Source organism: Wolbachia endosymbiont of Drosophila willistoni (genome assembly GCF_040084705.1).
GTDB classification, from domain to species: Bacteria; Pseudomonadota; Alphaproteobacteria; order Rickettsiales; family Anaplasmataceae; genus Wolbachia; species Wolbachia pipientis.
This window is the reverse complement of record NZ_CP157591.1, coordinates 520,626-545,147: the sequence shown is the minus strand read 5'-3', so window position 1 is coordinate 545,147 and position 24,522 is coordinate 520,626. Positions and strand designations below refer to the sequence as shown.

Annotated in this window: 29 protein-coding genes; 18 read left to right on the top strand and 11 right to left on the bottom strand. The window is 35.8% G+C overall.

The window, feature by feature from the left end; translation table 11 throughout:
- Positions 1-75: 75 nt before the first annotated feature.
- The 5 genes from ABL518_RS02885 (at position 76) to ABL518_RS02865 (ending at position 4,064) form a co-directional block, all read left to right on the top strand.
- Positions 76-210, top strand: a complete 135-nt coding sequence (locus tag ABL518_RS02885) for a hypothetical protein (RefSeq protein WP_256437681.1) — start codon at positions 76-78, stop codon at positions 208-210.
- 37 nt (positions 211-247) lie between these two features.
- Positions 248-1,426, top strand: a complete 1,179-nt coding sequence (locus tag ABL518_RS02880; protein WP_348994396.1) for a ribonuclease D — start codon at positions 248-250, stop codon at positions 1,424-1,426.
- A gap of 295 nt (positions 1,427-1,721) precedes the next feature.
- Positions 1,722-2,309 carry a dephospho-CoA kinase gene (gene coaE, locus ABL518_RS02875; protein ID WP_095742632.1) on the top strand — a complete coding sequence of 196 codons (588 nt, stop codon included), beginning with the start codon at positions 1,722-1,724 and terminating at the stop codon, positions 2,307-2,309.
- Between the two features lie 51 nt (positions 2,310-2,360).
- Entirely contained in the window at positions 2,361-2,570 is a 210-nt protein-coding gene (locus ABL518_RS02870) for a hypothetical protein (protein ID WP_167480072.1), read from the top strand.
- Positions 2,571-2,660: 90 nt separating this feature from the next.
- On the top strand, positions 2,661-4,064 hold the full coding sequence (locus ABL518_RS02865; protein ID WP_095742851.1) for an NAD(P)H-dependent flavin oxidoreductase: 1,404 nt from the start codon (positions 2,661-2,663) through the stop codon (positions 4,062-4,064).
- A 91-nt stretch (positions 4,065-4,155) separates the two neighbouring features.
- Here ABL518_RS02865 and ABL518_RS02860 read toward each other — a convergent pair whose 3' ends face one another.
- From ABL518_RS02860 to ABL518_RS02845, 4 genes are all read right to left on the bottom strand, one after another.
- Complete coding sequence (locus ABL518_RS02860) at positions 4,156-4,320, bottom strand: IS3 family transposase (protein WP_010082072.1); 165 nt, start codon at positions 4,318-4,320, stop codon at positions 4,156-4,158.
- Positions 4,313-4,474 (bottom strand): DDE-type integrase/transposase/recombinase, encoded by a 162-nt coding sequence (locus ABL518_RS02855; protein WP_010082071.1) that lies wholly within the window; start codon positions 4,472-4,474, stop codon positions 4,313-4,315. Before ABL518_RS02855 ends, ABL518_RS02860 begins: the two co-directional genes overlap by 8 nt.
- Positions 4,475-4,477: 3 nt before the next feature.
- Complete coding sequence (locus tag ABL518_RS02850; RefSeq protein WP_081420798.1) at positions 4,478-4,825, bottom strand: IS3 family transposase; 348 nt, start codon at positions 4,823-4,825, stop codon at positions 4,478-4,480.
- A 71-nt stretch (positions 4,826-4,896) separates the two neighbouring features.
- Positions 4,897-5,190: a transposase gene (locus tag ABL518_RS02845; protein ID WP_010082069.1), complete on the bottom strand. Its 294-nt coding sequence runs from the start codon at positions 5,188-5,190 to the stop codon at positions 4,897-4,899.
- Positions 5,191-5,344: 154 nt separating this feature from the next.
- On the opposite strand from ABL518_RS02845, the gene ABL518_RS02840 reads away from it, so the two are divergent.
- Genes ABL518_RS02840 through ABL518_RS02830 form a run of 3 tightly spaced genes read left to right on the top strand, consistent with a single transcriptional unit; the run spans position 5,345 to position 7,105 of the window.
- Positions 5,345-5,668, top strand: coding sequence for an HNH endonuclease (locus ABL518_RS02840; RefSeq protein ID WP_010082233.1), 324 nt, complete (start codon positions 5,345-5,347; stop codon positions 5,666-5,668).
- Positions 5,665-6,075, top strand: a complete 411-nt coding sequence (locus ABL518_RS02835; protein ID WP_010082232.1) for a hypothetical protein — start codon at positions 5,665-5,667, stop codon at positions 6,073-6,075. Before ABL518_RS02840 ends, ABL518_RS02835 begins: the two co-directional genes overlap by 4 nt.
- Positions 6,076-6,082: 7 nt before the next feature.
- Positions 6,083-7,105: an Mrp/NBP35 family ATP-binding protein gene (locus tag ABL518_RS02830; RefSeq protein ID WP_010082231.1), complete on the top strand. Its 1,023-nt coding sequence runs from the start codon at positions 6,083-6,085 to the stop codon at positions 7,103-7,105.
- Positions 7,106-7,179: 74 nt separating this feature from the next.
- On the opposite strand, the gene ABL518_RS02825 is transcribed toward ABL518_RS02830, so the two are convergent.
- Complete coding sequence (locus ABL518_RS02825; RefSeq protein WP_010082230.1) at positions 7,180-7,809, bottom strand: hypothetical protein; 630 nt, start codon at positions 7,807-7,809, stop codon at positions 7,180-7,182.
- Positions 7,810-8,377: 568 nt separating this feature from the next.
- On the opposite strand from ABL518_RS02825, the gene ubiH reads away from it, so the two are divergent.
- Both ubiH and ABL518_RS02815 read left to right on the top strand, forming a co-directional pair.
- Positions 8,378-9,526 carry a 2-octaprenyl-6-methoxyphenyl hydroxylase gene (gene ubiH, locus ABL518_RS02820; protein WP_010082229.1) on the top strand — a complete coding sequence of 383 codons (1,149 nt, stop codon included), beginning with the start codon at positions 8,378-8,380 and terminating at the stop codon, positions 9,524-9,526.
- Between the two features lie 442 nt (positions 9,527-9,968).
- Positions 9,969-10,931: an IS481-like element ISWpi4 family transposase gene (locus tag ABL518_RS02815; RefSeq protein WP_348994395.1), complete on the top strand. Its 963-nt coding sequence runs from the start codon at positions 9,969-9,971 to the stop codon at positions 10,929-10,931.
- 2 nt (positions 10,932-10,933) lie between these two features.
- Here the strand turns inward: ABL518_RS02815 and pth are convergent, their stop codons facing one another.
- Entirely contained in the window at positions 10,934-11,482 is a 549-nt protein-coding gene (gene pth / locus ABL518_RS02810; protein ID WP_070356754.1) for an aminoacyl-tRNA hydrolase, read from the bottom strand.
- The gene (locus ABL518_RS02805) at positions 11,482-12,093 is read right to left on the bottom strand and encodes a 50S ribosomal protein L25/general stress protein Ctc (RefSeq protein ID WP_010962412.1); all 612 of its coding nucleotides are present in this window, start codon (positions 12,091-12,093) and stop codon (positions 11,482-11,484) included. The genes pth and ABL518_RS02805 overlap by 1 nt, the downstream gene beginning before the upstream one ends.
- A 145-nt stretch (positions 12,094-12,238) precedes the next feature.
- Between ABL518_RS02805 and ABL518_RS02800 the strand changes: the two genes are divergently transcribed.
- Positions 12,239-12,538 carry an NADH dehydrogenase ubiquinone Fe-S protein 4 gene (locus ABL518_RS02800; RefSeq protein ID WP_010962411.1) on the top strand — a complete coding sequence of 100 codons (300 nt, stop codon included), beginning with the start codon at positions 12,239-12,241 and terminating at the stop codon, positions 12,536-12,538.
- Positions 12,539-12,839: 301 nt separating this feature from the next.
- Here the strand turns inward: ABL518_RS02800 and ABL518_RS02795 are convergent, their stop codons facing one another.
- Positions 12,840-13,151 (bottom strand): hypothetical protein, encoded by a 312-nt coding sequence (locus tag ABL518_RS02795; RefSeq protein ID WP_010962410.1) that lies wholly within the window; start codon positions 13,149-13,151, stop codon positions 12,840-12,842.
- On the bottom strand, positions 13,148-14,092 hold the full coding sequence (gene rsmH, locus ABL518_RS02790) for a 16S rRNA (cytosine(1402)-N(4))-methyltransferase RsmH (RefSeq protein WP_010081849.1): 945 nt from the start codon (positions 14,090-14,092) through the stop codon (positions 13,148-13,150). Before rsmH ends, ABL518_RS02795 begins: the two co-directional genes overlap by 4 nt.
- Positions 14,093-14,310: 218 nt before the next feature.
- Here rsmH and ABL518_RS02785 point away from each other — a divergent pair, with 218 nt between their 5' ends.
- Positions 14,311-15,558 (top strand): MFS transporter, encoded by a 1,248-nt coding sequence (locus ABL518_RS02785; protein ID WP_010962408.1) that lies wholly within the window; start codon positions 14,311-14,313, stop codon positions 15,556-15,558.
- A gap of 27 nt (positions 15,559-15,585) precedes the next feature.
- Here ABL518_RS02785 and map read toward each other — a convergent pair whose 3' ends face one another.
- Together map and ftsA are read right to left on the bottom strand one after the other, a co-directional pair.
- Positions 15,586-16,368 carry a type I methionyl aminopeptidase gene (gene map / locus ABL518_RS02780; RefSeq protein ID WP_095742848.1) on the bottom strand — a complete coding sequence of 261 codons (783 nt, stop codon included), beginning with the start codon at positions 16,366-16,368 and terminating at the stop codon, positions 15,586-15,588.
- Between the two features lie 132 nt (positions 16,369-16,500).
- Positions 16,501-17,739 (bottom strand): cell division protein FtsA, encoded by a 1,239-nt coding sequence (gene ftsA / locus ABL518_RS02775; protein WP_010962406.1) that lies wholly within the window; start codon positions 17,737-17,739, stop codon positions 16,501-16,503.
- A gap of 138 nt (positions 17,740-17,877) precedes the next feature.
- On the opposite strand from ftsA, the gene def reads away from it, so the two are divergent.
- From def to hemB, 6 genes are all read left to right on the top strand, one after another.
- Positions 17,878-18,417 carry a peptide deformylase gene (gene def, locus ABL518_RS02770; RefSeq protein ID WP_010082208.1) on the top strand — a complete coding sequence of 180 codons (540 nt, stop codon included), beginning with the start codon at positions 17,878-17,880 and terminating at the stop codon, positions 18,415-18,417.
- Positions 18,407-19,228, top strand: a complete 822-nt coding sequence (locus ABL518_RS02765) for a uracil-DNA glycosylase family protein (protein WP_010082207.1) — start codon at positions 18,407-18,409, stop codon at positions 19,226-19,228. Before def ends, ABL518_RS02765 begins: the two co-directional genes overlap by 11 nt.
- Before the next feature lie 934 nt (positions 19,229-20,162).
- On the top strand, positions 20,163-20,375 hold the full coding sequence (locus ABL518_RS02760; RefSeq protein ID WP_006279675.1) for a hypothetical protein: 213 nt from the start codon (positions 20,163-20,165) through the stop codon (positions 20,373-20,375).
- Positions 20,360-22,429, top strand: a complete 2,070-nt coding sequence (gene nuoG, locus ABL518_RS02755) for an NADH-quinone oxidoreductase subunit NuoG (RefSeq protein WP_010082180.1) — start codon at positions 20,360-20,362, stop codon at positions 22,427-22,429. Before ABL518_RS02760 ends, nuoG begins: the two co-directional genes overlap by 16 nt.
- Entirely contained in the window at positions 22,413-23,438 is a 1,026-nt protein-coding gene (nuoH, locus tag ABL518_RS02750) for an NADH-quinone oxidoreductase subunit NuoH (protein WP_348994394.1), read from the top strand. The genes nuoG and nuoH overlap by 17 nt, the downstream gene beginning before the upstream one ends.
- On the top strand, positions 23,431-24,426 hold the full coding sequence (hemB, locus tag ABL518_RS02745) for a porphobilinogen synthase (RefSeq protein WP_010962401.1): 996 nt from the start codon (positions 23,431-23,433) through the stop codon (positions 24,424-24,426). Before nuoH ends, hemB begins: the two co-directional genes overlap by 8 nt.
- The last annotated feature ends 96 nt before the right edge of the window (positions 24,427-24,522 follow it).

Sequence of the window (24,522 nt, the reverse complement as noted above, 5' to 3'; positions counted from 1 at the left end):
ATCTATTTTGCATGTAACTCCAATTGTGTTTTGGCATAAAACGCGACGCGTATTAGACTTATTTGCAAGCAAAGCTTGCTAGATCCAAGTAGTCAGGGCACTGGGATGACAGGAGAAGGAAGCACTGGGATTGGGATGGAAAAGGCTATTTGTGTGATGCCAATGAATGATAGAAAGTTCTGCAAGAAGTCATTAATTGCAAAAATTTAATATAAATTATAAAATAAATCCACTGAATAAAAAATATATGCTAATTAGTACAACATCAGAACTGGAGAATACATGTGAAGAGTTAATAGCAAAAAAGCCGAAATTTATAGCAGTTGACACGGAGTTCATTAGAAATAATTTAATCTACTACCCAAAATTATCGTTAATTCAAATTTCTTACGGAGAGAAGAGTTTTATTGTAGACACATTAGTGCCAGAAATTGATTTATCATTCATTAAGAAAATAATGCTAAATCAGGGGATAACCAAAGTGTTTCATAGCTGCCGGCAGGATATAGAATCCTTACTCACTGTGTTTAAATGTATTCCCACTCCCATTTTTGATACCCAAGTTGCTGCTATGTTTTGTCATTATTATCATGACTTTATTGGTTACTCAAAAGTAGTGGAGCAATATCAAGGAATAGCACTGGATAAAATTAAAGCTAAAAATTCAGATTGGTTAAGGCGTCCGTTGTCCGAAGATCAGTTAGATTATGCAGTAAACGACGTGGTACACCTATATGACCTATACCAAATATTGTGCAATAAACTTGAAGAAAATAATAGGATGGGTTGGTTTCAAGAAGAGATGGAATCAATAGTTGATATAAATAAGTATTTACATAGCCCAAAAGATGCATGGAAGAGGATTAAATTTAATTATGAAGTAAATCCAAGATTGATACTAACTGTTAAAGCAGTTAGTGAGTGGCAAGAAACCTTAGCACAGCGCTATAATATGAACCGTAATAAAATAATCAATAATGCTGTAATAGCTGATTTTATTGAAAAAAATGTAGAGCATGTTGATGAGATTTTAGATGATCTCAAGAGGAATACAAAAAATATAAAAGATGCGGATTTACTAGAGTTTGTGAATATTTTTAATGAAAATGAGAGAAATTGGATGCAGCAAAACAACACCTTATCGAGTAATTATGACAAATCTGTACTTGATATACTCTCAATTATTTTAGATAGTAAATGTAAAGAAAGTAACATATCAAGGAAATTAGTTTCTTCAAAAGATGAGTTAACCGGGTCAATATCTGGACAGACAGATAAATTATTCAAGGGATGGAGATATGATTTTTTTGGCAGGTCAGTTGAATCATTTTTGAACACAAGCTCAAAATTTGAGATTTCAGCAGTGAAATCCGCAAATAATATAACCAAAATTCAGAGTAATTTAGTGGAGAATAACTGTTGCTAAAGTAACTTAGATTTATCGACAATCGTCATCCCGCTACGTGTTAGTGGCTAAGAGATACCGCGGCGGTATGACGGTTAAGTAGGGTGTTATCCAAGTAGCCCTGACTACTTGGATCCAGGAAAATTGATTGTGCACTATACAACATAAAAGCTAGATTCCAGACTGGAATAACACCACCTACAAATTGCAATGTTCGTATAGTTATGTGCTTGACACTGAGATCTAGAAAATCTAGTTAATATATATAGAGAAACCTTAGCTATAGTTTCAAAAGAAGTCGAATGTATTTTGTTATATGATTATAAGTCTAACAGGCGGAATTGGGGTAGGAAAGAGCTTTGTAGCTAATTGCTTTCAAGAGTTTGGTGCTGTTGTATTTGATGCTGATTCTGTTGTACACCAACTTTATAAAGTGGATAAAAGCATAATAAGTTATGCAGAGAAAAATTTTCCTGGAGTGGTAGTAAATGGTGAAATAGATAGAACAGTACTGTCTAAATATTTCTTAGCCTACGATGAAAATTGGAAACAATTTCAATCTTTGGTTCACTCTGCTGTGCTGCGTGAATTAGAATTTTTTATTGCCAAGGAAAAAAAGATCGATAGAAAACTTTTAGTTTTAGATGTGCCACTTCTATTAGAAACAAAATTTTATTTATATTGCGACCTTATTGTTTTTGTTCATGCAGATAGCGTTGTGCAAGCTCAAAGACTTAACGAACGCAACATAGATAAAGAAAAGCTTAATCTAATCTCCGATGTTCAGTTATCTATTGAGGAGAAAAGGAAGATGAGTGACTTTATTATCGATACCAGTGTAAGCAAAAAGTATGTTTTTTCTCAAGTAAAAGATATAGTGGATTCATTAAACCTAAACACGTAGCTCTACGTCATACCGCCGCGGTATCTCTAGATCCCGCTAACAAGCAGCGGGATGACGGTTGTCAGGATCCCAGCAGCCTCCCTCCCCTGTCATCCAAGTAGCCCCCTATGGTGTCATCCAAGTAGCCCAGACTACTTGGATCCAGGAAAATTGATTGTGCACTATAGCAACATTTTTGATCAAAAACTGGATTCCAGTGTCAAGCACTGGAATGACACCCTTCCGATGGGAACTGCTCTCAAACTACAACAGCATGAGTAGCTACAGAAGCTTTAATGATACAAGAAAAAATAAACAGCTATCATTTTTTTAGTAATTAAGTAAAATAGAGTGAAAGATTGCGAGGAAGTTTTGAAAAATAAGATAAAAAAGATAGTAATTTCAGGAAAGGAAGTGTGGCCAATCATCGAAGGTGGTAAAGGCATTGCAGTTAGTGATGGGAGATCAAGCGGAGCATTTGCTGCAGCAGATACTGTGGGTACATTTTCTGGTGCAAATGCTAAGCTTATTGATGATAATGGCGAGTTAGTGCCACTAATTTATAAAGGCAAAACAAGAAATGAAAAGCATAGTGAATTGATTGAGTATAGTATTGAAGCTGGAATTAGTCAGGCAAGAATAGCAAATGAAATATCAAAAGGTCATGGAAGAATACACATGAATGTACTTTGGGAGATGGGAGCAGCAGAACGCGTACTTCATGGCATATTAGAAGGAGCGAAAGGTTTGATTCATGGTATTACCTGCGGTGCTGGTATGCCTTATAGGCTTGGAGAAATTGCAGCTAAATATCAGGTTTATTATTACCCTATTATCTCATCGGTGCGTGCTTTTAAAGCATTATGGAAGCGTGCTTACCAAAGAATATCTTCCTATTTGCTTGGTGGAGTAGTGTATGAAGATCCATGGCTTGCTGGAGGGCACAATGGACTGAGTAACAGTGAAGACCCAGAGCTACCACAGGCTCCATTTGAAAGAGTTGCAGAGCTTAGATCTTTCATGAACGAGATCGGTCTTTCAGAAACACCAATTGTTATGGCAGGAGGAGTGTGGCATTTGAAAGATTGGGAACATTGGTTTGACAATCTGCAAATTGGACCAATAGCTTTTCAGTTTGGCACTCGTCCACTTTTGACGAAAGAAAGCCCAATTTCTGCAGAGTGGAAAAAGAAGCTACTCACTTTAGAAGAAGGTGATGTATTTTTAAATAAATTCAGTCCAACAGGGTTTTACTCATCTGCGGTGAGGAATAATTTTATACGTGAGTTACAGGAACGAAAATTACATCAAGTAAATTTTTCAGAAAATGCCAGCGAAGAATCCAATAGTGAATTTGCAATGGGTAGCAGAGGTAGGAAGATCTACCTTACTGCAAAAGACAAAGAACTGGCAAATACATGGACTAAAGCAGGGTACACAGAAGCAATGAAAACCCCAGATTCAACTGTTATTTTTGTGACGCCAGATAAATTTAAACAAATAAGAGAAGATCAAATCAATTGTATGGGATGTTTGAGCCATTGTTTGTTTAGCAATTGGAAAGATCATGGTGACCATTCAACAGGACGAAAGCCAGATCCGCGTAGTTTTTGCATACAAAAAACACTGCAAAACGTTATACACGATGGTGATATTGAGAACGAACTCATGTTTTCCGGGCACAATGTGTACAAATTTAAGCAAGATCCATTTTATGAGAATGGCTACGTACCGGCAGTAAAAGAACTGGTGGAAAGGATATTGACTGGGTATTGAGTCAGTGACCTTACCCAGAAAAAGTGGAGAGAAAGTGTGGAATGTTTTTTACAAAAAGAATGATGCATCAAATTGTTCTGGAATGCAATAGTTAATAGTGACGTTGTTTGTTATAAAAAATTTCTATGTATTCAAATATTGCAGTTCTAGTTTGTTGAGCAGAGTGTTGTGAAGTATCAATAAGTATTTCTCTTTTCAATGAGCTAAAGAAGCTTTCTGCAACAGAATTGTCGTAACAACAGCCTTTATTACTCATCTATATTCTTTACAGCTAAGAGATATTGATACCCTTGCGCAGTATATTGTGAACCTTGGTCACTGTGCAGCAGTAGATTTTTAACAGGTTTACGCCTATTAATGGCCATTAATAAAGAGTTCATAACCAATTGTTTATTTATTGCACTACTCATTAACTACCATACGTGAGAATTATTGCTGCCAAATATAGCCATCCCTCCTTGGTTTTGATGTAAGTAATCCCATACTTTATTTGGTTGATCAACAATAAAGTTTTGATCTAGTATATTGGGAGCTACAGCTCTATTATCTGTTTGTTGTTTTTTAATTTTAAACTTTCTTCTCAGTATAGCCCTGATGTCATTTTTCTGCATAATACTTTGCACCGTTTTCAAATTGCAACTTTTACCCAAAGCCTTCAATTCAGCATGAATTTTAGGAGCTCCATATCTACATTTAGAAACTTGATATATTTTTTGAATAGCTGCGAGTAGCTCTTTATTTGCTGATTCTCTACTGCTTATTTTTCTTGTGGTCCACTTATAGTAGCCACTAGCAGAAAATCCTACATAATTCCTGTACTTTATAGCAGTTACTATATAAAAAAATATTTTACTCTTTTTGACTGGCCAGGGCTTTTTTTTAAATGTCTCTTTCCCTTGTTACTCTTGCTTTGTAAATCAAACCTCTCTTTGTCATAAGGTGCTACATCTGGAAATGCATTTGCCGCCGACTTTTTTTCGTTGTGTTTCTTTATCCATTTTCCTAATAAACCACCCTTTATTCCTAAATCTCTTGCTATTTTTGTAATTGTTTGACCTGCCTTTCTTTGTTCATTTGCCAGCTTAACAGCTTCCAATTTGAATTCTGCCGTATATTCTCTTACCATTTCTAATCCTCCAAAATTTTATTTTACCCAAAAAAACTCTTTTCTTTCTCTCCACTTTTTCTGGGTAAGGTCAGTCTTTAGGCACCCAAACAAAGGGAAATGCTGGATAAAAAGAAAATACTTTAAAAAGTATAATAACGATAACTGGCGTTTTATGACAAGTAACAAGATACATCTTATTATACACAGCGATCATGTTATTAAACGACATATCAAAGTGCAAAAAACCAGATCTCCATATGATGGTGATTGGGTATATTGGGGTAAACGTCTGAGAAAAATACCAGATAAGCCATTAAGAGTAATAAAACTATTGAAGTTACAACAAAGTAAATGTGATAATTGTAGACTATGGTTTAAAAGTGATGATACAATAGAAATACATCACAAAGACCGGAATAGACGAAACAACATGATCAAAAACTTATCTTTGTTACATGGACATTGTCACGATGAATTACACAGGAGGTGTGCATGAAAAGCTCCAAATTGGAGAGAAGCCGTATGAGGCGCAAAGTCTCACGTACGGTTTTGAAGTCGAGTGAGGAGGGGCGACCTTCTTCACTTAGACAACAATATGCAGATGAAACTACGGAAGAAGACTTAAGGAAAATAGCAGAAAAAGCACCAATAATAAAGTTAGCCTACGATGAATTAGACAGGTTTAGCTGGAATGAAAAAGATTTAGTAGCATATGAAGAAAGAATAATGGATCTGCGGAAAGAAGAAGGCATCCTCGCTAAAAAACTTGATGAGGGAAAGATTGAAGGAAAGATTGAAGTAGCAAAAAACCTACTTAAGGCTGACATCTCTATTGATATTATCTCTCAGACAACCGGCCTTCCTCAAGCTGAGATTAAACGACTTCAGGAAGAAATCACCTAAAAGGCTAATGATCAACGAAAAAATTGTAAGAGAGAACTTAAAAAAAGTCATAGAGCAAAAAAGCGGTAAAGATGTGATCGCTCTTGGCATAATATCCTCAATTATTATTAAAGGTCAAGATGTTGGTTTTGTGCTTGAAGTTGCCGGTAACACGCAAGCAAATGAAGAATTAAGAAGAAATTGTGAGCAAGCTGTTAAAGCTATACCGGGGGTGACAAAAGTGACCGTGGTTGCTACTTGTCAAAAACAAACTGGGCAACAAAAAGCTAAATTACATATCGAAGGAGTGAAAAATATAATCGTTGTGGCCTCTGGTAAAGGCGGTGTGGGCAAGTCCACAGTTGCGCTAAATCTTGCTCTCTCATTAGCAAAGTTAAAACACAAAGTTGCGCTGGTTGATGCAGATATATATGGTCCTTCAATTCCTAAAATGCTTGGCGCTGAAAAATTAAAGCCAGAAATACAGGATAGTAAAGCAATGCCTATAGAAAAGTATGGACTGCATACTATTTCAATTGGCTATTTTATCGATAAAGATCGTGCAGCAATATGGCGCGGACCTATGATTACAAAAGCACTTTATAATCTGCTAATGGGAACAAAATGGTCCGATATAGAGTATTTGATAGTTGATACACCACCTGGAACTGGCGATGTGCATTTAAGTCTTATGGAAAATTTTAACTTAACTGGGGCGATAATAGTTTCAACTCCACAGGAGCTCTCTTTAATCGATGCTCGCAAAATTTATGATATGTTTACAAAGCTCAGCGTACCGGTTATTGGCATTGTAGAAAATATGAGTTATTTCATTCAAAGCGGCTCAAAAATATACATATTTGGAAAAGACGGTGCAAAAAAAATGTCTGAGGAGCTGGGCATCAAACTTCTAGGCAGAGTTCCTCTAGATCCACAAATATGCCATGCTTCTGATTGCGGAAATCCTTTAATGTTAAGTGAGGATTTGGCAAAAATTTATAAAGATATTGCTTTGGAAACAGTAAAACATTGCATAGCTGTAAAATTCTAAAAAAAACACAGCTTTACGCAAAGAGACTTTAAGAATTCGTCTGTCCTCTTTACTATAAAATAGATATTCGTCTATCAAATATTATCTTCAACTTGAATATATTTAAAGATGTTTTGTGTATCATCTAAAAAGTTATTCTTTATATTAGTTAATTCCGATTGTTTTTGGGATAGATTATCCTTTATTGTTCTATCAAAACAATCAAGATCTCTGCACTTTAATTGAGAATCCATGTCTCCATTTTCATACAAACCTCGTATAATGTCATAATATGCTCGAGTTTCATCAGTTTCTGGTTGTTGCTTTTCTCTGAATATTGCCTTTAATTTCGAATCTATGTCTAATTCTCTTTTTATAGCTTCAACAGCATTTTCATGATACTTTTCATAATCTTCAAAACTCTTTAATATTTTGTCTTTTGCTTTATCTTGTAGCATTTTTAGCAAATCTTTAGCATGAGATTTTTCAATTTTTTGCTTCCAGTCATCATACGTATATTCTGAGTTACCATGTTTTGTATCTTGACACTCGCCTCCTACATTAAATATTTCTTCGTTGCAGATTTTATCACCCTGGTAAAAGTGATCGCTTATATTGATTTTATCATTAGTTAAAGTTTGTTTGATTGCTGCTTTGTTTTCTCCAAGTTCTTCTCTGTACTTACTAATGCAATTTAACATTTTTGCTTTGCAATCTGTAGTCATAAACTAATACCTTTAATAAAATAAGATCTATCTTAGCATGAAGTAATTAACATTTTATTACAGAAGTTTACTTTTAGGTGTTCTCAAGATGATATAGCTAAAGTGGCTTAGGTTTACCGACAATTTGAAAAACCGTCATTCCGCTACTAGTTAGCGGAATCTATACCGCGCACAACTGTACGAACGTTGTAGTTTGGGCCACCAGTGGGCAGTGCCCAGACACTGGGATCCAGGAATTTTATTAAGTTGGTAAGCATAAAAGTAGCTGTTTTATGTTAAAATACAACATTTTGATGATTATGAAAAAGCTGGATCCCAGTGTCAAGCACTGGGATGACATCATAGAGGCACTGGAATAACATCATCCTTTTTTCTGAATTCCAGTGTCAGCTACTTTCATGACATCGTTTACTATGTGCCACATTGCAATGTTCGTACAGCTATGGAATGAATCGCGGTATGACGTAGGGAAACCTTTCTTGGGTTAGCTATAGGTCTTTGTCTATAAAGTTTGTTTAAACTATTTTCAAAACAGATAAAATATAATTTTACAATTAGCGTAAATAAAATGAATTATGATGTAATCATTTCAGGTGGTGGGTTACTTGGTCTTATTACTGCCATTGGCCTCAGTTGTGACTCTGTGTCTGTAGCTGTGATTGAAAAAAATAGTCTACCACGTGTAGTAGATGATAATCGAGCATTTGCTATTTCTCAAGGCTCGAAAAAAATATTGGAAAAGTTAGGGATTTGGCAGTTTGTGGAAAGTGAAGCTGAGCCAATACTTGATATATGCATATTAGATGCGGTTACTGTGCATTACAATCATAAAATGGTTAGCGAAGAGCCAATGGGTTATGTTATCAACAATGCTACTATATGGAATGCAATCAACAATAATTTTCTAAATAAACTGAATATATACTCTCCACATTCCTATAAAACAATTGCTTGTGATTCAGGATATGTGGAAGTGATTCTTGATAATAACCAGGAATTAATATCATCGCTACTTATCTGTGCTGAAGGCAAAAACTCTAAATTACCAGAGTTATTTTCTATACCGACAGTGAAATTTGACTATAAACAAAGTAGCATAGTATTTAATGTAAAGCATGAACTGCATCACCAAAACTTAGCTGTGGAGCGTTTTTTCCCTGGCGGTCCATTTGCAATTCTACCGATGAAGGGTGGCTATACTTCTTCGATAGTTTGGACAGAAAAATCTGAAATTTCAAAAATGCTAATGGATCTGTCTGAAGAAGAATTTATTATAGAGCTTAAAAAAAGATTTGGTTCTTATTTAGGAGAGATAAAATTAGAGGGTGAAAGAAAACTTTATCCTTTAAGTTTTGTTTTCGCAAAAAAGTTATATAAGGGTAGAGTTTTGCTTATCGGCGATGCAGCACATTCAATTCATCCAGTTGCAGGTCAAGGGCTTAATCTTGGAATTAGAGATGTAGAAAGTATTATAAAGCACGTAGTTGCCGCAAAAGCATCTGGTATTGATGTTGGCAGTAGTTATTTATTAAAGAAAATTTCACGTAACAGATACTTTGATAATTTTACAATGGCGCTTGCAACTGATGGATTAAATAGGATGTTTTCCAACAGAATATTCTGCGCTAAAGCACTAAGAAATCTTGGCTTGATTGCAGTTGAAAATTCAAATTTCCTCAAAAAACGCTTCATTCGGCATGCTATGGGATTTATATAAATCACTATTTTATAGCTAATGCAAGTCAGGTTTCCCACGGCATACCGCCGCGGTATCTTGGCCGCTAACACGTAGCGGGATGACGAATGTATCTGTTCAGCAGTTGTGTTAAAAGTCAATAGAAAAATTGATGTAGCTGTGGATAAGTACTTTTATCTGTATAAACGTGCTTATCCACAGCTATACTGGCTCTTAGATAGAAACAGACAGAGAGTTATATTCCTCAGTAAAAACCCTGTCATCTCTGACTAAAGAGTTAGCAAGAATAAGCAATTTCCTCATGGCAGCAGTGGAAGCAATTTTATATGGCTTTTTATATTGACTATATAATCTAGTAAAGAAAGGTTTGATATAGGAATTAGGGGGGGAGGGGGGGATGTATGGTCCCAGAGTGTGATGGTATGATAAAATATGAGAAAACAATACCATCAAAGGAGGAATTATGGGACAAATATTACATGGGTGCGCCAAAACAACAGAGACAATTCGTAGAGCAATACAAAATAGTAAAGAGAGCATAGCAAAACTCTCCAGGTACTATAACCTTAATCCAAAAACTATCATTAAATGGAGAAAACGGTCTTTTGCCAAAGACGCTGATATGGGTCCGAAGCATGCAAGATCAACTGTTTTAACTTTAGAAGAGGAGGCTGTAATTGTTGCATTTCGTAAGCATACTCTATTGCCATTAGATGATTGTCTCTACGCTTTGCAAATCTCAATCCCACACTTGACTCGCTCTAGTCTACATCGTTGCTTACAGAGGCACAGCATTAGCAGACTACCAGATGTTGATGGCGAAGTTAAACCAAAAAAGAAATTCAAACAATATCCTATAGGCTATTTCCATATTGATATTGCAGAAGTCAGAACAGAAGAAGGAAAGTTATATTTGTTTGTTGCAATAGATAGAACATCCAAATTTACGTATGTTGAGTTGCATAAAAGTGCTACAAAACCTATAGCTGCTGAGTTTCTACGTAATTTGATTAAAATTTTACCATATAAAATCCACACTATTTTGACAGATAACAGTGTACAATTTACCAACCAAAAACGCCATAAATACGCTTTTCAACATATATTTGATAGAGCTTGTGAAGAAAATGACATTGAACACCGTCTAACAAAAGTTAGCCATCCTTGGACAAATGGGCAAGTTGAGCGTATGAACAAAACTTTAAAGAATGCCACTGTTAAGAAGTATTACTATCAGTCTCACCAGCAACTCAAAGAGCATCTTTATGACTTTGTTATGGCCTACAATTATGCTAAAAGACTCAAAACTCTTAAGGGTCTTACACCTTTTGAGTTTATATCTTTACAGTGGACAAAATCTCCTGAATTGTTCATACTAAATCCACACCATCACACTCTGGGACCATACACTTCCTGTGTTTCGTAATATTATACAATCAAATTGATAAAAGCTGTATTATCTCCTTGCAGCATTAAGTGTATATTTTTTGCTATTTTTTCCACTAAGGGAGTAACATTATCAAAATTTGAAAATTTTGATAACACATAATCTGCTAAGCTTCTTTGATCTTCAGGTCTACCCACTCCAAATCTCAAGCGCCAATAATCGTTGCCAATAAAACTATCTATGGATTTAAGTCCATTATGTCCAGCAGAACTACCACCTTTCTTTACTTTTATTCTTCCAAGTTCCAAATCAGCGTCATCGTGTATGACAACGATATTATCTAGCGATAATTTGTAAAAGTTTCGTATTTTTGCAACAGGGATGCCTGAATTATTCATAAATGAATAAGGCTTTATTAACATAATTTTATTATCATTAATTATGCCAGAGGTTATCAGATAATCGGCTTTTTTAGAGAACGAATGGAAATTCCAATATTTGCAAATTGTATCAACTACGATGAAGCCGATATTATGATGAGTTAACTCATATTGACTACCAGGGTTACCAAGCCCAACTATCAGGTGCACTATTCCTCTGTTTCTGCTTGAGGTTCTTCAACGTCACTATCGGCAGCAGAAATTGTAACAATGGTAAAATTTTCTTCTTCATGAGCTACAAACTTAACACCTTCTGGTAATTTTACATCATTGATATGTATAGATTGGCCAATCATTTTACCGGATAAATCAACTTCAATAACCTGAGGTATTTTATCAGGAGAGCATTTAACAGCAATAGAACGACACAAAACATTAAGCACTCCACCTAATTTGATTCCTGGAGCTTTACTTTCATTCACAAATGATAGAGGTATGTCTATTTTAATTTCACTGCCTTTATCAACAAACTGAAAATCAACATGTTGCACAGTATCCTTTACTACATGCAATTGGATATCGCGAACAAGAGCATATTCCTTTTTGCCCGAAATATTCAGCTCTATCAAATGTGCAGAAAGAGAGCCTGACTTATATTGCTTTGTGAATTCCTTTGCAGACAATGTCAAATTTACATTATCATGGCCCTTTCCATATATGATTCCAGGGATGTTTCCTTTCTTCCTTAGAGAATGCATCGCTTTTGTTTTTGTTATATCACGTAACTCTGCATTAATTGTTACTATTTCCTGTTGCGTCATCGGTTACTCCTATTCAGCTAATCCTTTTAATATAATTTAACAATAATATAACATAAAAATATTTATTTCAAACTTCATTCTTTCATACTAATTGTTTGTGAAAGGATTTATTTAGATATATATTTAAGCTTATTTAACAAGAACTATGGGCATTGACGATAAAGTAGTTTTTAGGATTTATAAACCAACAAGAACTGCAACACAATCTGGTTTAGGTAATACAAATTTCTGGCACCTAAAAATTGAATCTGGCTCTTACTACATTGAACCTTTGATGGGGTGGGTTGGCTCAAAAGATCCAAAAAAACAGATTGTATTAAAGTTTGATTCTCTTGAAAAAGCAGTATTCTACGCAAAAAAACGCAACGTTAAATACATAATTGAAATGCCAAAAAATGTTAAGAGGCTGCCAAAATCTTACGCAAGCAATTTCATACTAAAGTAAGTTGCACAACAAATGGTGTTATGCAAGTAGCTGACACTGCTCTCCTTTGTCATCCCAGTGCCCAGACACTGGGATCCAGGAATTTTATTAAGTTGGTAAGCATAAAAATAGCTGTTTTACGTTAAAATACAATGTTTTTGATGATTATGGAAAGGCTGGATCCCAGTGTCAAGCACTGGGATGACACCATTTGTTGTAAACTCACTTTTACTCTATGGTTATACTACCTTGCCGCTATCCTGAACGGATACAAAGTAAGTTTTATTGTGATGTGCTCATCTGTAAAAAATAAGACTTAATCTCACTGTTGATCATGGATTTTAAGTTGTGCTAGCACACTGCGGCCATTTAGAGAGTCAAGATTTTTAACCTGGCTAGCCAGTATTAAAGAGTTATTTTTCAGGTATTTCTTTACAAGGCTTGCAAGTCTTTTTGGATTATTCAAATAGCTCCATTCTGCTTGTAAAACTTTCATATCACTTTGTACTAAATTAATTTCACTTTTTATTTTTATTAGCTCTCTATTTAACGACTGAACATGTAATTTTACCTTAAATAGTCCTACAATGCTAAGAAAAAACATAACTATTGAGATGATGCAGAAAGTTCTCACGACAACCTCTGTATAGCTCTTAGTTTTGCTGAGCGTGAACGCGGATTTGCACTTACTTCTTCTATACTTGCTTCGATCACTTTTTTATTTAGCAGAGAGAATGTCTTGCAATCAGTAGCACATAAATCTTTAAAAAAAGTTTTGACTATACGATCTTCTAAGGAATGAAAGGTGACGACAATTAATTTGCCATTCTCACTTAAAATCTCAGATGCAGCTTTAATACCCTTTTCAAGTTCTTCCAGCTCATCGTTTACCCATATCCTGATTGCCTGAAATGTTCTGGTTGCAGGATCAATTTTGCTTTTTCCACGAAATACCACGGAACGTACAATATCCGCAAGCTCAAATGTAGTTTTGATAGTTTTCTTCTTCCGTGCATTTATTATTGCTCTTGCAATTTTGCGAGAATGACGTTCGCCTCCGTAGTTATATATAGTATTTGCGATTTCTTCTTCGCGTAAAGCGTTAACAAACGTTGAAGCGTTTATATAAGAAGAGTTATCCATGCTCATATCGAGTGGACCATCATGTAAAAATGAGAACCCTCTATCTCCGTTATCAAGCTGCATAGATGAAACTCCGATGTCAAAGACCACTCCATCCACTCCGTTTGATGTCATTCCAGCGCGTGACCAGTTATTTTTTCCAGTATCAAGTACTGGGATGACAGGAGATGGCTTAACGCTGCTTAGTATACTTTTAATATTACTAAACTTCTCAATGAATAGTTTTATTCTATCGGGATATCTAACGCTTAAATCATCATAAAACTTAGTTACCGTTTCATCTCTATCAATTGCATATACCTTGCAATCAGCTGACTCCAATATTGCTTTGCTATACCCTCCAGCTCCAAATGTGGCGTCCACGTATATGCCACCATCCTGCGGTGATAGTAGTGATAGCATCTCTTTTAACAAAACTGGAGTGTGTGTCATATCAAAAAATTTAAGTACAGTTGGTGTAGATATCCTACTCTACTCTACTCTTCACATCAATTTTATTTATGTACATAGATTTTCTTGCCAAAATATGGTATCTTATCGGAATATATGAGCAATAATATTAAAATCAAGGTTTAATATTGTTAATATAATATTCACATAACGTTCACATTTTTTTTTATATATAAGATCAAACAGGCTATAGGGAAATTATGCAGCAAATAACAAAAGTAATATTTTCAAGTTTGATTTGTAACACTTTATTGTGGTATGACCACATGCTTTTTGGCCACTTAATAAACATAATAGGTGGTGTGTTTTTTCCATCGGATGATCAACTAACCAGCGTATTGAAGGCTTTTGGAGTGTTTGCAGTGGGTTTCTTAATGAGACCAGTCGGTGCTGCTATATTTGGTCACATTGGTGATAAACATGGCAGAAGAGTTGCCTTATTGCTCTCGATTATATTAATGACTTTATCAACCGTATTAATTGCTTTTGTTCCAGGTTATCAAAGCATTGGAATACTAGCATCAATTCTGGTAGTTTGTTTAAGGCTATTGCAGGGTATATCCCTTGGAGGAGAAGCAGGAAATGCACCATTTTTAATAGAACATGCTCCTAAAAACAAAAAAGGATTTTTTGGCAGCATTGAAGTATTAAGCGCAATTTTTGGTTCAGTATTAAGCCTGATAGCGGTACTCATATGCAAAAAAGTATCTGATTTTGAATCTTGGGGGTGGAGATTACCTTTCATTTTCAGTTTAGCAATGGGATTAATTAGCATATATGTGAGATATATACTTGATGAAAGCCCAGAGTATAAAAGACAAAAAAATCCGTCTAAATTGCCACTAAAAGAGTTATTAAACAATTACAAAAAGCCTGTTCTAATATCAATAGGTATTGACTTGGTTGAAAATGCGTCTCTCTATATATATTTGGTATTTTTCAATGTGCTTACGAATAAAATATTAACAGTAAATACTCATTTTAATCATATAGTGGAAATACTGAGTCAAATTGCGCTCGGAGGATTGACAATATTGTTTGCAATACTTTCTGATAAGGTAGGAAGAGAAAAAGTTATGAAATTTGCATTTATAGCTTTTGTAATAGTGAGTTATCCAGTTTTTTCAATGTTATGTAGTGGCAATTACTTGCTGGCACACATTCTTTTTATAATTCCAATAGCTGCATCGCTTGGTCCTGTCAGTGCACTTATGTGCGAATTATTTCCAACAAAGGTTCGGTACAGTGGATTTGGTTTATCAAGAAATATAGCTGCTGGATTTTTTGGCGGCCTTGCACCATTTATATGCACAACAATTATCAAGGTTACAGGACAAGAGACTTCAGCTAGTTTTTACATGATTTTCTGTGCATTAATTGGGCTAGTTGCTATATCGCAAATTAAGGGTGAGCTTTCTTCAAAATTACCCAAAGTAAACCAAGTATAGTTGCAGTATAGCAGAATTTAAAAAAATCTAATTATAAGGTGGGAAATGCCAATTCTTAGGTGATAATGTGAATATTTCAGCACCATCTTTTGTTACTCCAAGTGTATGCTCAAATTGAGCAGAAAGTGAAAGATCGCGTGTTGTTACTGTCCAGTCATCGAGTTTACTGAGCAGAGTCTCATGTTTTCCAGCATTAATCATTGGCTCTATTGTAAAAAACATACCTTCCTTTAAGACAAGATCTTCATCTTGATCATAGAAATGCACTACATTTGGTGGAGCATGAAAGACTTTTCCTATACCATGTCCGCAGTAGCTGCGTACGATAGAATATCCAAAATCTCTAATATATTTCTCTATAGCAAGCCCTATTTCATTTAACTTATTGCCGGGCTTAACTTGTTTGATTGCTTCCATCAACGCATTATAAGTAGCGTCACATAAACGTTTTGCTTTTATTGATGGCTTGCCAACCCAAAACATGCGACTTGTATCACCATGCCAGCCATTTAAAATCACCGTAACGTCAATATTCAAAATATCCCCATCTTTAAGCGGTGTATCATCAGGAACACCATGGCACACAACGGCATTTTTTGAGGTGCAGATTGATTTTGGATACCCCCTATAATTTAGTGGTGCTGGAATTGCACCTGCATTAATTATAAAGTCATGGCATAGATCATTTAATTCATTAGTTGTCACCCCTACCTTTACGTACGGTGCAATGAAATCAAGAGTTTCAGCAGCAAGCCTGCCAGCCTTGCGCATAAATTCAAAATCTTCTTGTGAGTGTATAGTTATGTTCATATTTTCCATGTCTTATTGTAATTGGTACGCTTACTCGCAAGTACATAAACATAATAATTTTACATATTATAAAAATAAGTCCTATGGATCCTAGTGTCAAGTCATTTGTATGAAAGGTGGTAAAACAGAAATCTAGACTGTAACTTTTGATTTAACCCAATTATACAATTTACTCATTTTACCATCCTGACCTAAAATACCAGAATTATTTTTATAAAAAGTGTCAACTATTAGCTTTATAGAGCCTATAGCAGCAGAAAATACAGGATTTTTATCATATTCGCCATCAAGACCGCTACAAGACTCAGGGCACCCAATTCGAACTTGCTTATTGAATATATAGCCTGCAATTTCCTTCATGCTTGTGAGTTGACTAGTTCCACCTGTGATCACTACTTTATTAATTGGATCTTTCTGCTCTTGAAATTGCTCTCTTACCATTTCAAGTATTTCTTCAACTCTTGGTCTTATGATGTTAATAAGCTCAGATTTGAATACTTGAGTAGGTTCATCATTTTCGTTGTTTTGCATTGTAATGTACTCATTCTCATCTATTGAAGTTACGATAGTGCTGCCATACAGTATTTTTATATACTCTGCACGTTCTATGCTTGTGCATAGCCCGTAAGCAATATCTCGAGTGATATGAACACCACCAATTGGAACGCTGCTTGCATACACAAGTTTCCCTCTTTTGAAAATTCCAATTGCAGTGCACCCACCGCCTATATCAACAATAGCAGTCCCGAGCTCTTTTTCATCTCCACTCAGACAGGCAAGACCTGCAGAATATGCAGAAGCAATACAACCTGCCATATTTAATCCACCATTATTGGTAATACAGTTTTCAATATTGGTAAGCGCTGGACGCGAAGCAGTGACAACATTAACATCAGCAGATAGTCTTTTTCCGTACAATCCACCAACTTCTTTTATGTCAGTCATGTCATCTAAGTGATATTTTAGTGGTATATTGTGAATGATAACATTGTCTTCAATATATTTCTCAAATGTTTGAAAAACTACACGTCTTATATCACGCTCAGAAATCTCATGGTTAGCTGCAATAATTTCATTATGTACATTGAAAGATGAGATGCCACATCCAGCAATGTTCACATATATCTGATCTATGGTTTCTTCTGATACTTGTTCAGCTAAACCTATAGTTGATGAGATGGAGTAATTTGCGTGTTTTACATTAGTTATTGATCCACCGTTTACACCTTCTGCAATCTTATAACCCGTTCCTGTTACTTTATAGCTGAAGTTGCCATTTATCTTAACGATTAGACAAATAATCTTTGTTGTACCTATGTCTAAAACAGCAAAAACATTTCTCTTTGGTTTTGCTATTACTGCAGAGTACATTAGTTAACCTTATTACGCAATTTCATTTAAATTGTAGCTTCCTTTAATAATTTATATTTCTATTATAGATATAGCAACATTTTAATATACACTAAATTCTGGACAAAAGGAAAAGCAAAACATAGAATTATAATTTTTATGTCCATATTACCAATTGTAATTGCCCCTGATGAAAGACTAATCACACGTGCCAGTGAAGTAACAGATATAAACGATAAAATTAAAGAATTAGTAAACGACATGTTCGAAACTATGTATGATGCAGAAGGTCTTGGCCTTGCTGCAGTGCAAGTTGGAGTGTTAAAGAGAATTTTTGTTATGGATATTCAGCTAGAAACGATTGAAAATGAGCCAGCAGGATATGGCTCAACTGGCAAATTTTACATGATTAATCCTGAGATTACAGAATTATCCGATGAACAAGTAATTCTCAAGGAAGGATGCCTTTCAATTCCAGAGCAAAGTCATAAAATTAAGCGTCCAAAGTATCTAACTGTGAAATATAAAGACTTAGATAATGAAGAACAAACACTAAAAGCTAGTGGTTGGCTTGCAAGGTGTATTCAGCATGAATTAGATCACTTAAACGGCATATTATATATTAGACATTTATCTAAATTAAAGTATGATATGGCCATGAAAAAAGCACAAAAGGTTAAAAAGCATTATGAGCAATAAAGACCTAGAATTATTAAAATTTTACCATGAAGTGGGCGTTGATTGCACACTAACAGAGGGTGAAGAGGAAAAAAAATTGGAGAGCAAAGAGAGTGTACAACCTTCTGTTATCCAAACTGGGACCAAGAAGAAAGATGCAGATACGCGCTGGGGTGACACTAAAGATGGAAAAGACATGTTTCCAAGTGACTGGATAATCGAAGCAAGGAAACTTGCAAGCAAATGTAATAGTGTAGATGAACTAAGAAGTGCAGTTGAATCATTTGAAGGTTGTGAGATAAAAAAAACTGCAACTAATACTGTCTTTTCCGATGGTAATCCAAACGCAAAAGTTATGCTCGTTGGTGAAGCTCCAGGAGCAAATGAAGACCTTCAAGGCATACCATTTTGTGGTGCAAGTGGAATGTTGCTCGATAAAATGTTAAATGCAATCAATCTTGATCGCACTAAGGTATACATAAGCAATACTGTATTTTGGCGTCCACCTGGCAATAGAAAGCCAACCGACCTAGAGCTTGATATGTGCAGACCATTTGTCGAAAAACACGTTGCACTAGTTTCACCACAAATTTTAATTTTGGTCGGGGGAATCGCATGTTATAGCCTTCTTGACAGCACAAAAACTATATCGAATTTGCGTGGTAGATTTCATACGTACACTAACCAATATTTGTCCAATTCAATCACCACAGCCGCTATATTTCATCCAGCTTACCTACTTCGCCAACCGGCACAAAAACGTTTAGCCTGGGAGGACTTGAAGAAGATTAGGGAGTATCTTGATAACACCAATAACTGCACAAATACCTAATAAAGTGGTAGACCTCTTGCATAGTTTTTTGCAGCATGTTAACAATCGTTAGAAACGAAAAAACTTCCTTGACAAACTCCGCCAGCCCCCTTATCATGAAACTGAAGCTATTGTATTTGCTTTCGCCAATCTGCAGATTAAAAGGTAAGGATTACTTAATGTATCGGCGTCTTATGTTTAATTTTTTGCAGTATATAGATACTGTATGTCTTTACAAAACTTCATCTACATCTAGATTTTTATCTAAATAAGCTGAACGCGCTTATAAAGCGTTACAAGACATCAAAAAATGCCAATACTTGACAGAGATAGTAAAAGACTAGCTAACTCGGGGATTCTTTGTCTTTTTTTCTGCTTAGTAAATTTCTTAAACATTTGCAGCGTAAGTTAGTTGCAATTAAAAGCAGCTTAATCTTGCTTGTCAAGCGTTTAAAACATAAAAAACGCCAATATTTTAAAGCGGATAATAACCCCAGGGCTTCTTTTGCCTTTTTTTTTGTTTGGTAAATTTCTTAATATTTATAGCTAAACGACAATCGTCATCCCGCAGCGGGATCTATGCTTTGAGATATCGCGAATAAATCGCGGTATGACGTAGAGCTCGCGTTAGCTACACTTTTATGCTTACCAACTCAGTATCCAATCAAAATCCTGGATTTCAGTGTCAAGCACTGAAATAACACCGAAAGGGCTACTGCTGTCTTGGATGGAAACCAGTGTCAGCTACTTGAATCTGCCACGCAAATTGCCTGCAAATTGCAATGTTCGTACAGCTGTGCGTCATGCGCTGGAATGGCATCAAGGGGTAACTTTTTATTTAAACAATGATTGTAAAATGATTATAATAAGAGATCTATTGAAATTTTAAAGTTATTAAATATTGACGCTATATACTTAAGTGTTAAAATAGAATGAAAAGTTTTTAGGAGTTTATATGGCAGCAGGTGGGAAAGCAAAGACAGCTAGTAAAAATAACCCTACTCAGCGTAAGAAAGCTGAGCAAAAAATGTATAAAGATAAACCGGTAAAACCTGTTAGATATATAGATCGTGATTCGCGCATGAATTATATGTCTGCTCAATATGACAACGGCAATCTGGTTGAAGATGAGGTAAGCGGCAATCCTATAAAGTGGGAAGCTGTATAATAGTTGTGGTTAAAGTTACTATTAATTCTAAGGAATGTGAAGTAGAGCATGGGCTCACTATAATTCAAGCTTGTGAAGTCGTGGGCGTTGAAATTCCACGTTTTTGTTATCATGAGCGTTTAGCAATTGCTGGTAATTGCAGAATGTGTTTGGTTGAAGTGGAGGGTGGACCTCCAAAACCAGTAGCCTCTTGTGCAATGCCAGTTGCAGAAGGGATGGTTATTCACACTGATACCCCTAAGGTTAAAAAAGCACGTGAAGGTGTGCTTGAGTTTTTGCTAATTAACCACCCGCTTGATTGCCCAATTTGCGATCAGGGTGGTGAATGCGATTTGCAAGATATCACGATGGCTTATGGGAAAGGAACCAGCAGACTTGATGAGTATAAGAGGGCTGTGCCAAAAAAACACTTCGGACCACTGATTGAGACCGCGATGAATCGATGCATTCATTGCACTCGGTGTGTTAGATTTTTGTCTGATGTTGCAGGTACAAATGAACTTGGAGGAATCGGAAGGGGAGAAAATGTAGAGATTAGCACTTACATAAAAAGGCATATTAGTTCTGAATTATCCGGAAATATCATAGATCTCTGCCCGGTAGGAGCTTTAACTTCAAAGCCTTACTCCTTTACAGCGCGTCCATGGGAGCTATCACATTGTGAGACTATAGATGTGCTAGATGCTGTGGGTAGCGCAATTAGAGTTGATTATCGTGGCCCGGAGGTTATGAGGATATTACCAAGGCTGAGCGAAGAGGTAAATGAAGAATGGATATCAGATAAAACCCGCTTTGCCTATGATGGACTAAAAGTTCAGCGTCTTGATCGACCTTATATAAAAAAAGATGGTAAATTAGCCCCAGTTGATTGGAATGAGGCATTAACTGTTGCTGCAAAGAAATTAAAGAATACAAAATCAAATAAAATAGCTGCAATTGCAGGTGATTTAGCAGATTGTGAGTCTATGCTTCTACTTAAAGAAATGATGCAGAAGCTCGGCTCGGGAAATATAGATTGTAGGCAGGATGGTGCAAAACTTATACCAAATAATCGTGGATCGTATGTGTTCAATACCACTATTGAAGGTATAGAGAATGCGGATTTGTGTCTGCTTATAAATACAAACCCAAGGATAGAAGCACCGATCATTAACGTAAGATTGAGAAAGAGATATTTACAGGGCAACTTTCCTGTTGCAAGTGTTGGTCCTAACATTGAATATTTGTATCATGTTGAGAAATTGGGCGATAATCCTGATATTTTGAGTGAAATAGCAAATGGAAATCATAAGTTCTGTAAGCTGCTGAGTGCTGCTCAGAGCCCTATGCTGATTATCGGTCAAGATGCATTAGTAAGAGACGATTCTGAATCAATTCTAATTCTAGCTGGCAAAATTGCAGAAGAATTTAACATGGTCAGAGATGACTGGAATGGCTTTAATGTGCTGCATAAAGCTGCAGCAAGAGTTGGTGGGCTAGATATTGGGTTTGTTCCTAAAAAAGGCGAAAGGGATATTAATCAAATATTGGAACATGCAGAAAGTGGTGAAATAGAAGTTGTTTATCTTCTTGGTGCAGATGAAATTGACACATCAAAGTTAGAAAACACATTTGTAATTTATCAAGGTCATCACGGTGATAAGGGTGCACATGTGGCAGATGTTATCTTGCCTGGTGCTGCATATACAGAAAAATATGCAACTTATGTAAACACTGAAGGTCGAGTCCAAAGAACAAATTTAGCTGTATTTCTTCCAGGTGAAGCAAAGGAGGACTGGTTAATTATTAAAAATCTCTCGCAATATTTGGATCTCTCCTTACCATATGATAGTTTATTTGACGTGAGAAAAAAATTAGATACTATCGGTCCACAGTTTAGAAATGCTGATCAAGTGATAAAAAACACATGGGTGCCAATTAGCAATGGTAAAATAAATTTAAGTGATACACCTTTTACTTTAAAGGAGTGTAATTTTTATATGACGGATTCAATAAGTCGCGCTTCAAAAATAATGGCAGATTGTACTAAAGCTTTTTATGAACACACTAGTTAATATTTTATTTATTTTAGTACCGCTACTACTTTCAGTTGCATATTTGACATACTTTGAGCGTAAGGTCCTTGCTGCAATTCAACTAAGGCACGGCCCGAGTGTAGTTGGACCTTTTGGGCTATTGCAGCCATTTGCAGATGCTATTAAGCTACTGATTAAAGAGCCGATAATACCATTTAGAGCGAGCACCATACTGTTCATTATGGCTCCAATGCTTACCTTTATCTTGGCATTAATTGCCTGGGCAGTTATACCGTTTGGTGCTGAAGTAATTGTAGAAAATGGCCAGCAAGTAGTTATTCCTAAGGTTATAGCAAATATTAATGTTGGAGTGCTTTACGTGCTAGCTATATCGTCGCTGGGAGTATACGGCGTGATTATTGCAGGCTGGTCAAGCAACTCCAATTATGCATTCCTTGGCGCTATACGGTCGGCTGCTCAGATGATTTCATATGAAGTTTCAATAGGCTTAATAGTTGCTGCAGTCGTTATTACCACTGGAACATTAAATCTTGGAGAGATGGTGGTAGCGAAACACAATATGCCATTTTGGGTTGATTTGCTACTAATGCCTGTAGGAATAATATTTTTTATTTCTTTGCTTGCAGAAACTAATCGTCACCCATTTGATTTACCAGAAGCTGAAGCAGAGCTTGTCTCTGGATATAACGTTGAATATTCATCCATGCCTTTTGCCCTCTTTTTTCTTGGAGAATATGCAAATATGATTCTAGCAAGTGCTATGATGACGATATTCTTTCTAGGAGGATGGTATCCGCCGCTGGAGTTCAGTTTACTTTACAAAATTCCAGGTTTAATTTGGTTCATTTTGAAAATAGTTATACTTTTGTTTATATTTATTTGGATTAGAGCAACAATACCTCGTTATCGATATGATCAGCTAATGCGCCTTGGTTGGAAAGTATTTCTACCAATATCGGTGCTTTGGGTGATACTCATTTCAGGGGTGTTGCTCTTTACTGGGAACTTGCCTGGATCCAATGTTTAATTTTCCAAATACAAGATTAAGACGCAGGCGCTCGAGCAAATGGGTTCGCAATTTAACAAGTGAAAATAGTTTATCAGTAAATGATCTGGTTCTTCCTCTGTTTGTTCATGACAGAGAAGAAACAACTGAACCAATTTCTGGCTTACCAGGCGTAAAATGTTATTCAATAGATGGATTAGTGTCTATAGTTAAGGAAGCTAAAGATTTAGGAATTAATGCTGTTGCAATTTTTCCTGTAGTTGATAGTAAACTAAAATCTGAAAACGCTGAAGAAGCATATAATTCTGACAACTTAATCTGCAGAGCAATTTGTGCTGTAAAATTAAAGGTACCTGAAATTGGTATTATTGCAGACGTTGCACTGGATCCATACACTATTCATGGCCATGACGGCATTTTAAAAGATAATCAGATGGATGTAGAAAACGATGAAACTATATCAGTACTGTGTAAGCAAGCACTTGCTTTAGCGAAGGCAGGATGTGATATAGTTGCTCCTTCTGATATGATGGATGGTAGAGTAGGAAGAATCAGAAAATCATTAGATGATAACAACTTTCAAGACGTATTAATATTATCTTATGCAGTGAAATACTGCTCTAGCTTCTATGCTCCATTCAGGCAAGTCGTTGGTTCATGTGGGCTATCACATTCTATAGACAAAAGTGGTTATCAAATGGATTATAAAAATGCGCACGAAGCAATGTGCGAAATTGAAATGGATATAAATGAAGGTGCAGATTTTATTATGATTAAACCAGGTATGCCATATTTAGATATTATCAAAACAGCAAGTGATAAGTTTAATTTTCCGATTTTTGCTTACCAAGTAAGCGGTGAGTACGCAATGATAAAAGCTGCTGCAAATAATGGCTGGCTAGATTATGACAAGGTGATTTATGAATCTTTGATTGGTTTCAAACGTGCGGGTGCAAGTGCAATATTCACTTACGCTGCACTTGATATTGCAAAAAATTTAAGTGCATAAGCCCTATAAAATTATTAAATTTTTGGCGCACGTTCTTCTACTGTTGCTGCATATTACTTAAAGTTTTCCAATACATGTTTTAAGTTGTTGATAAGT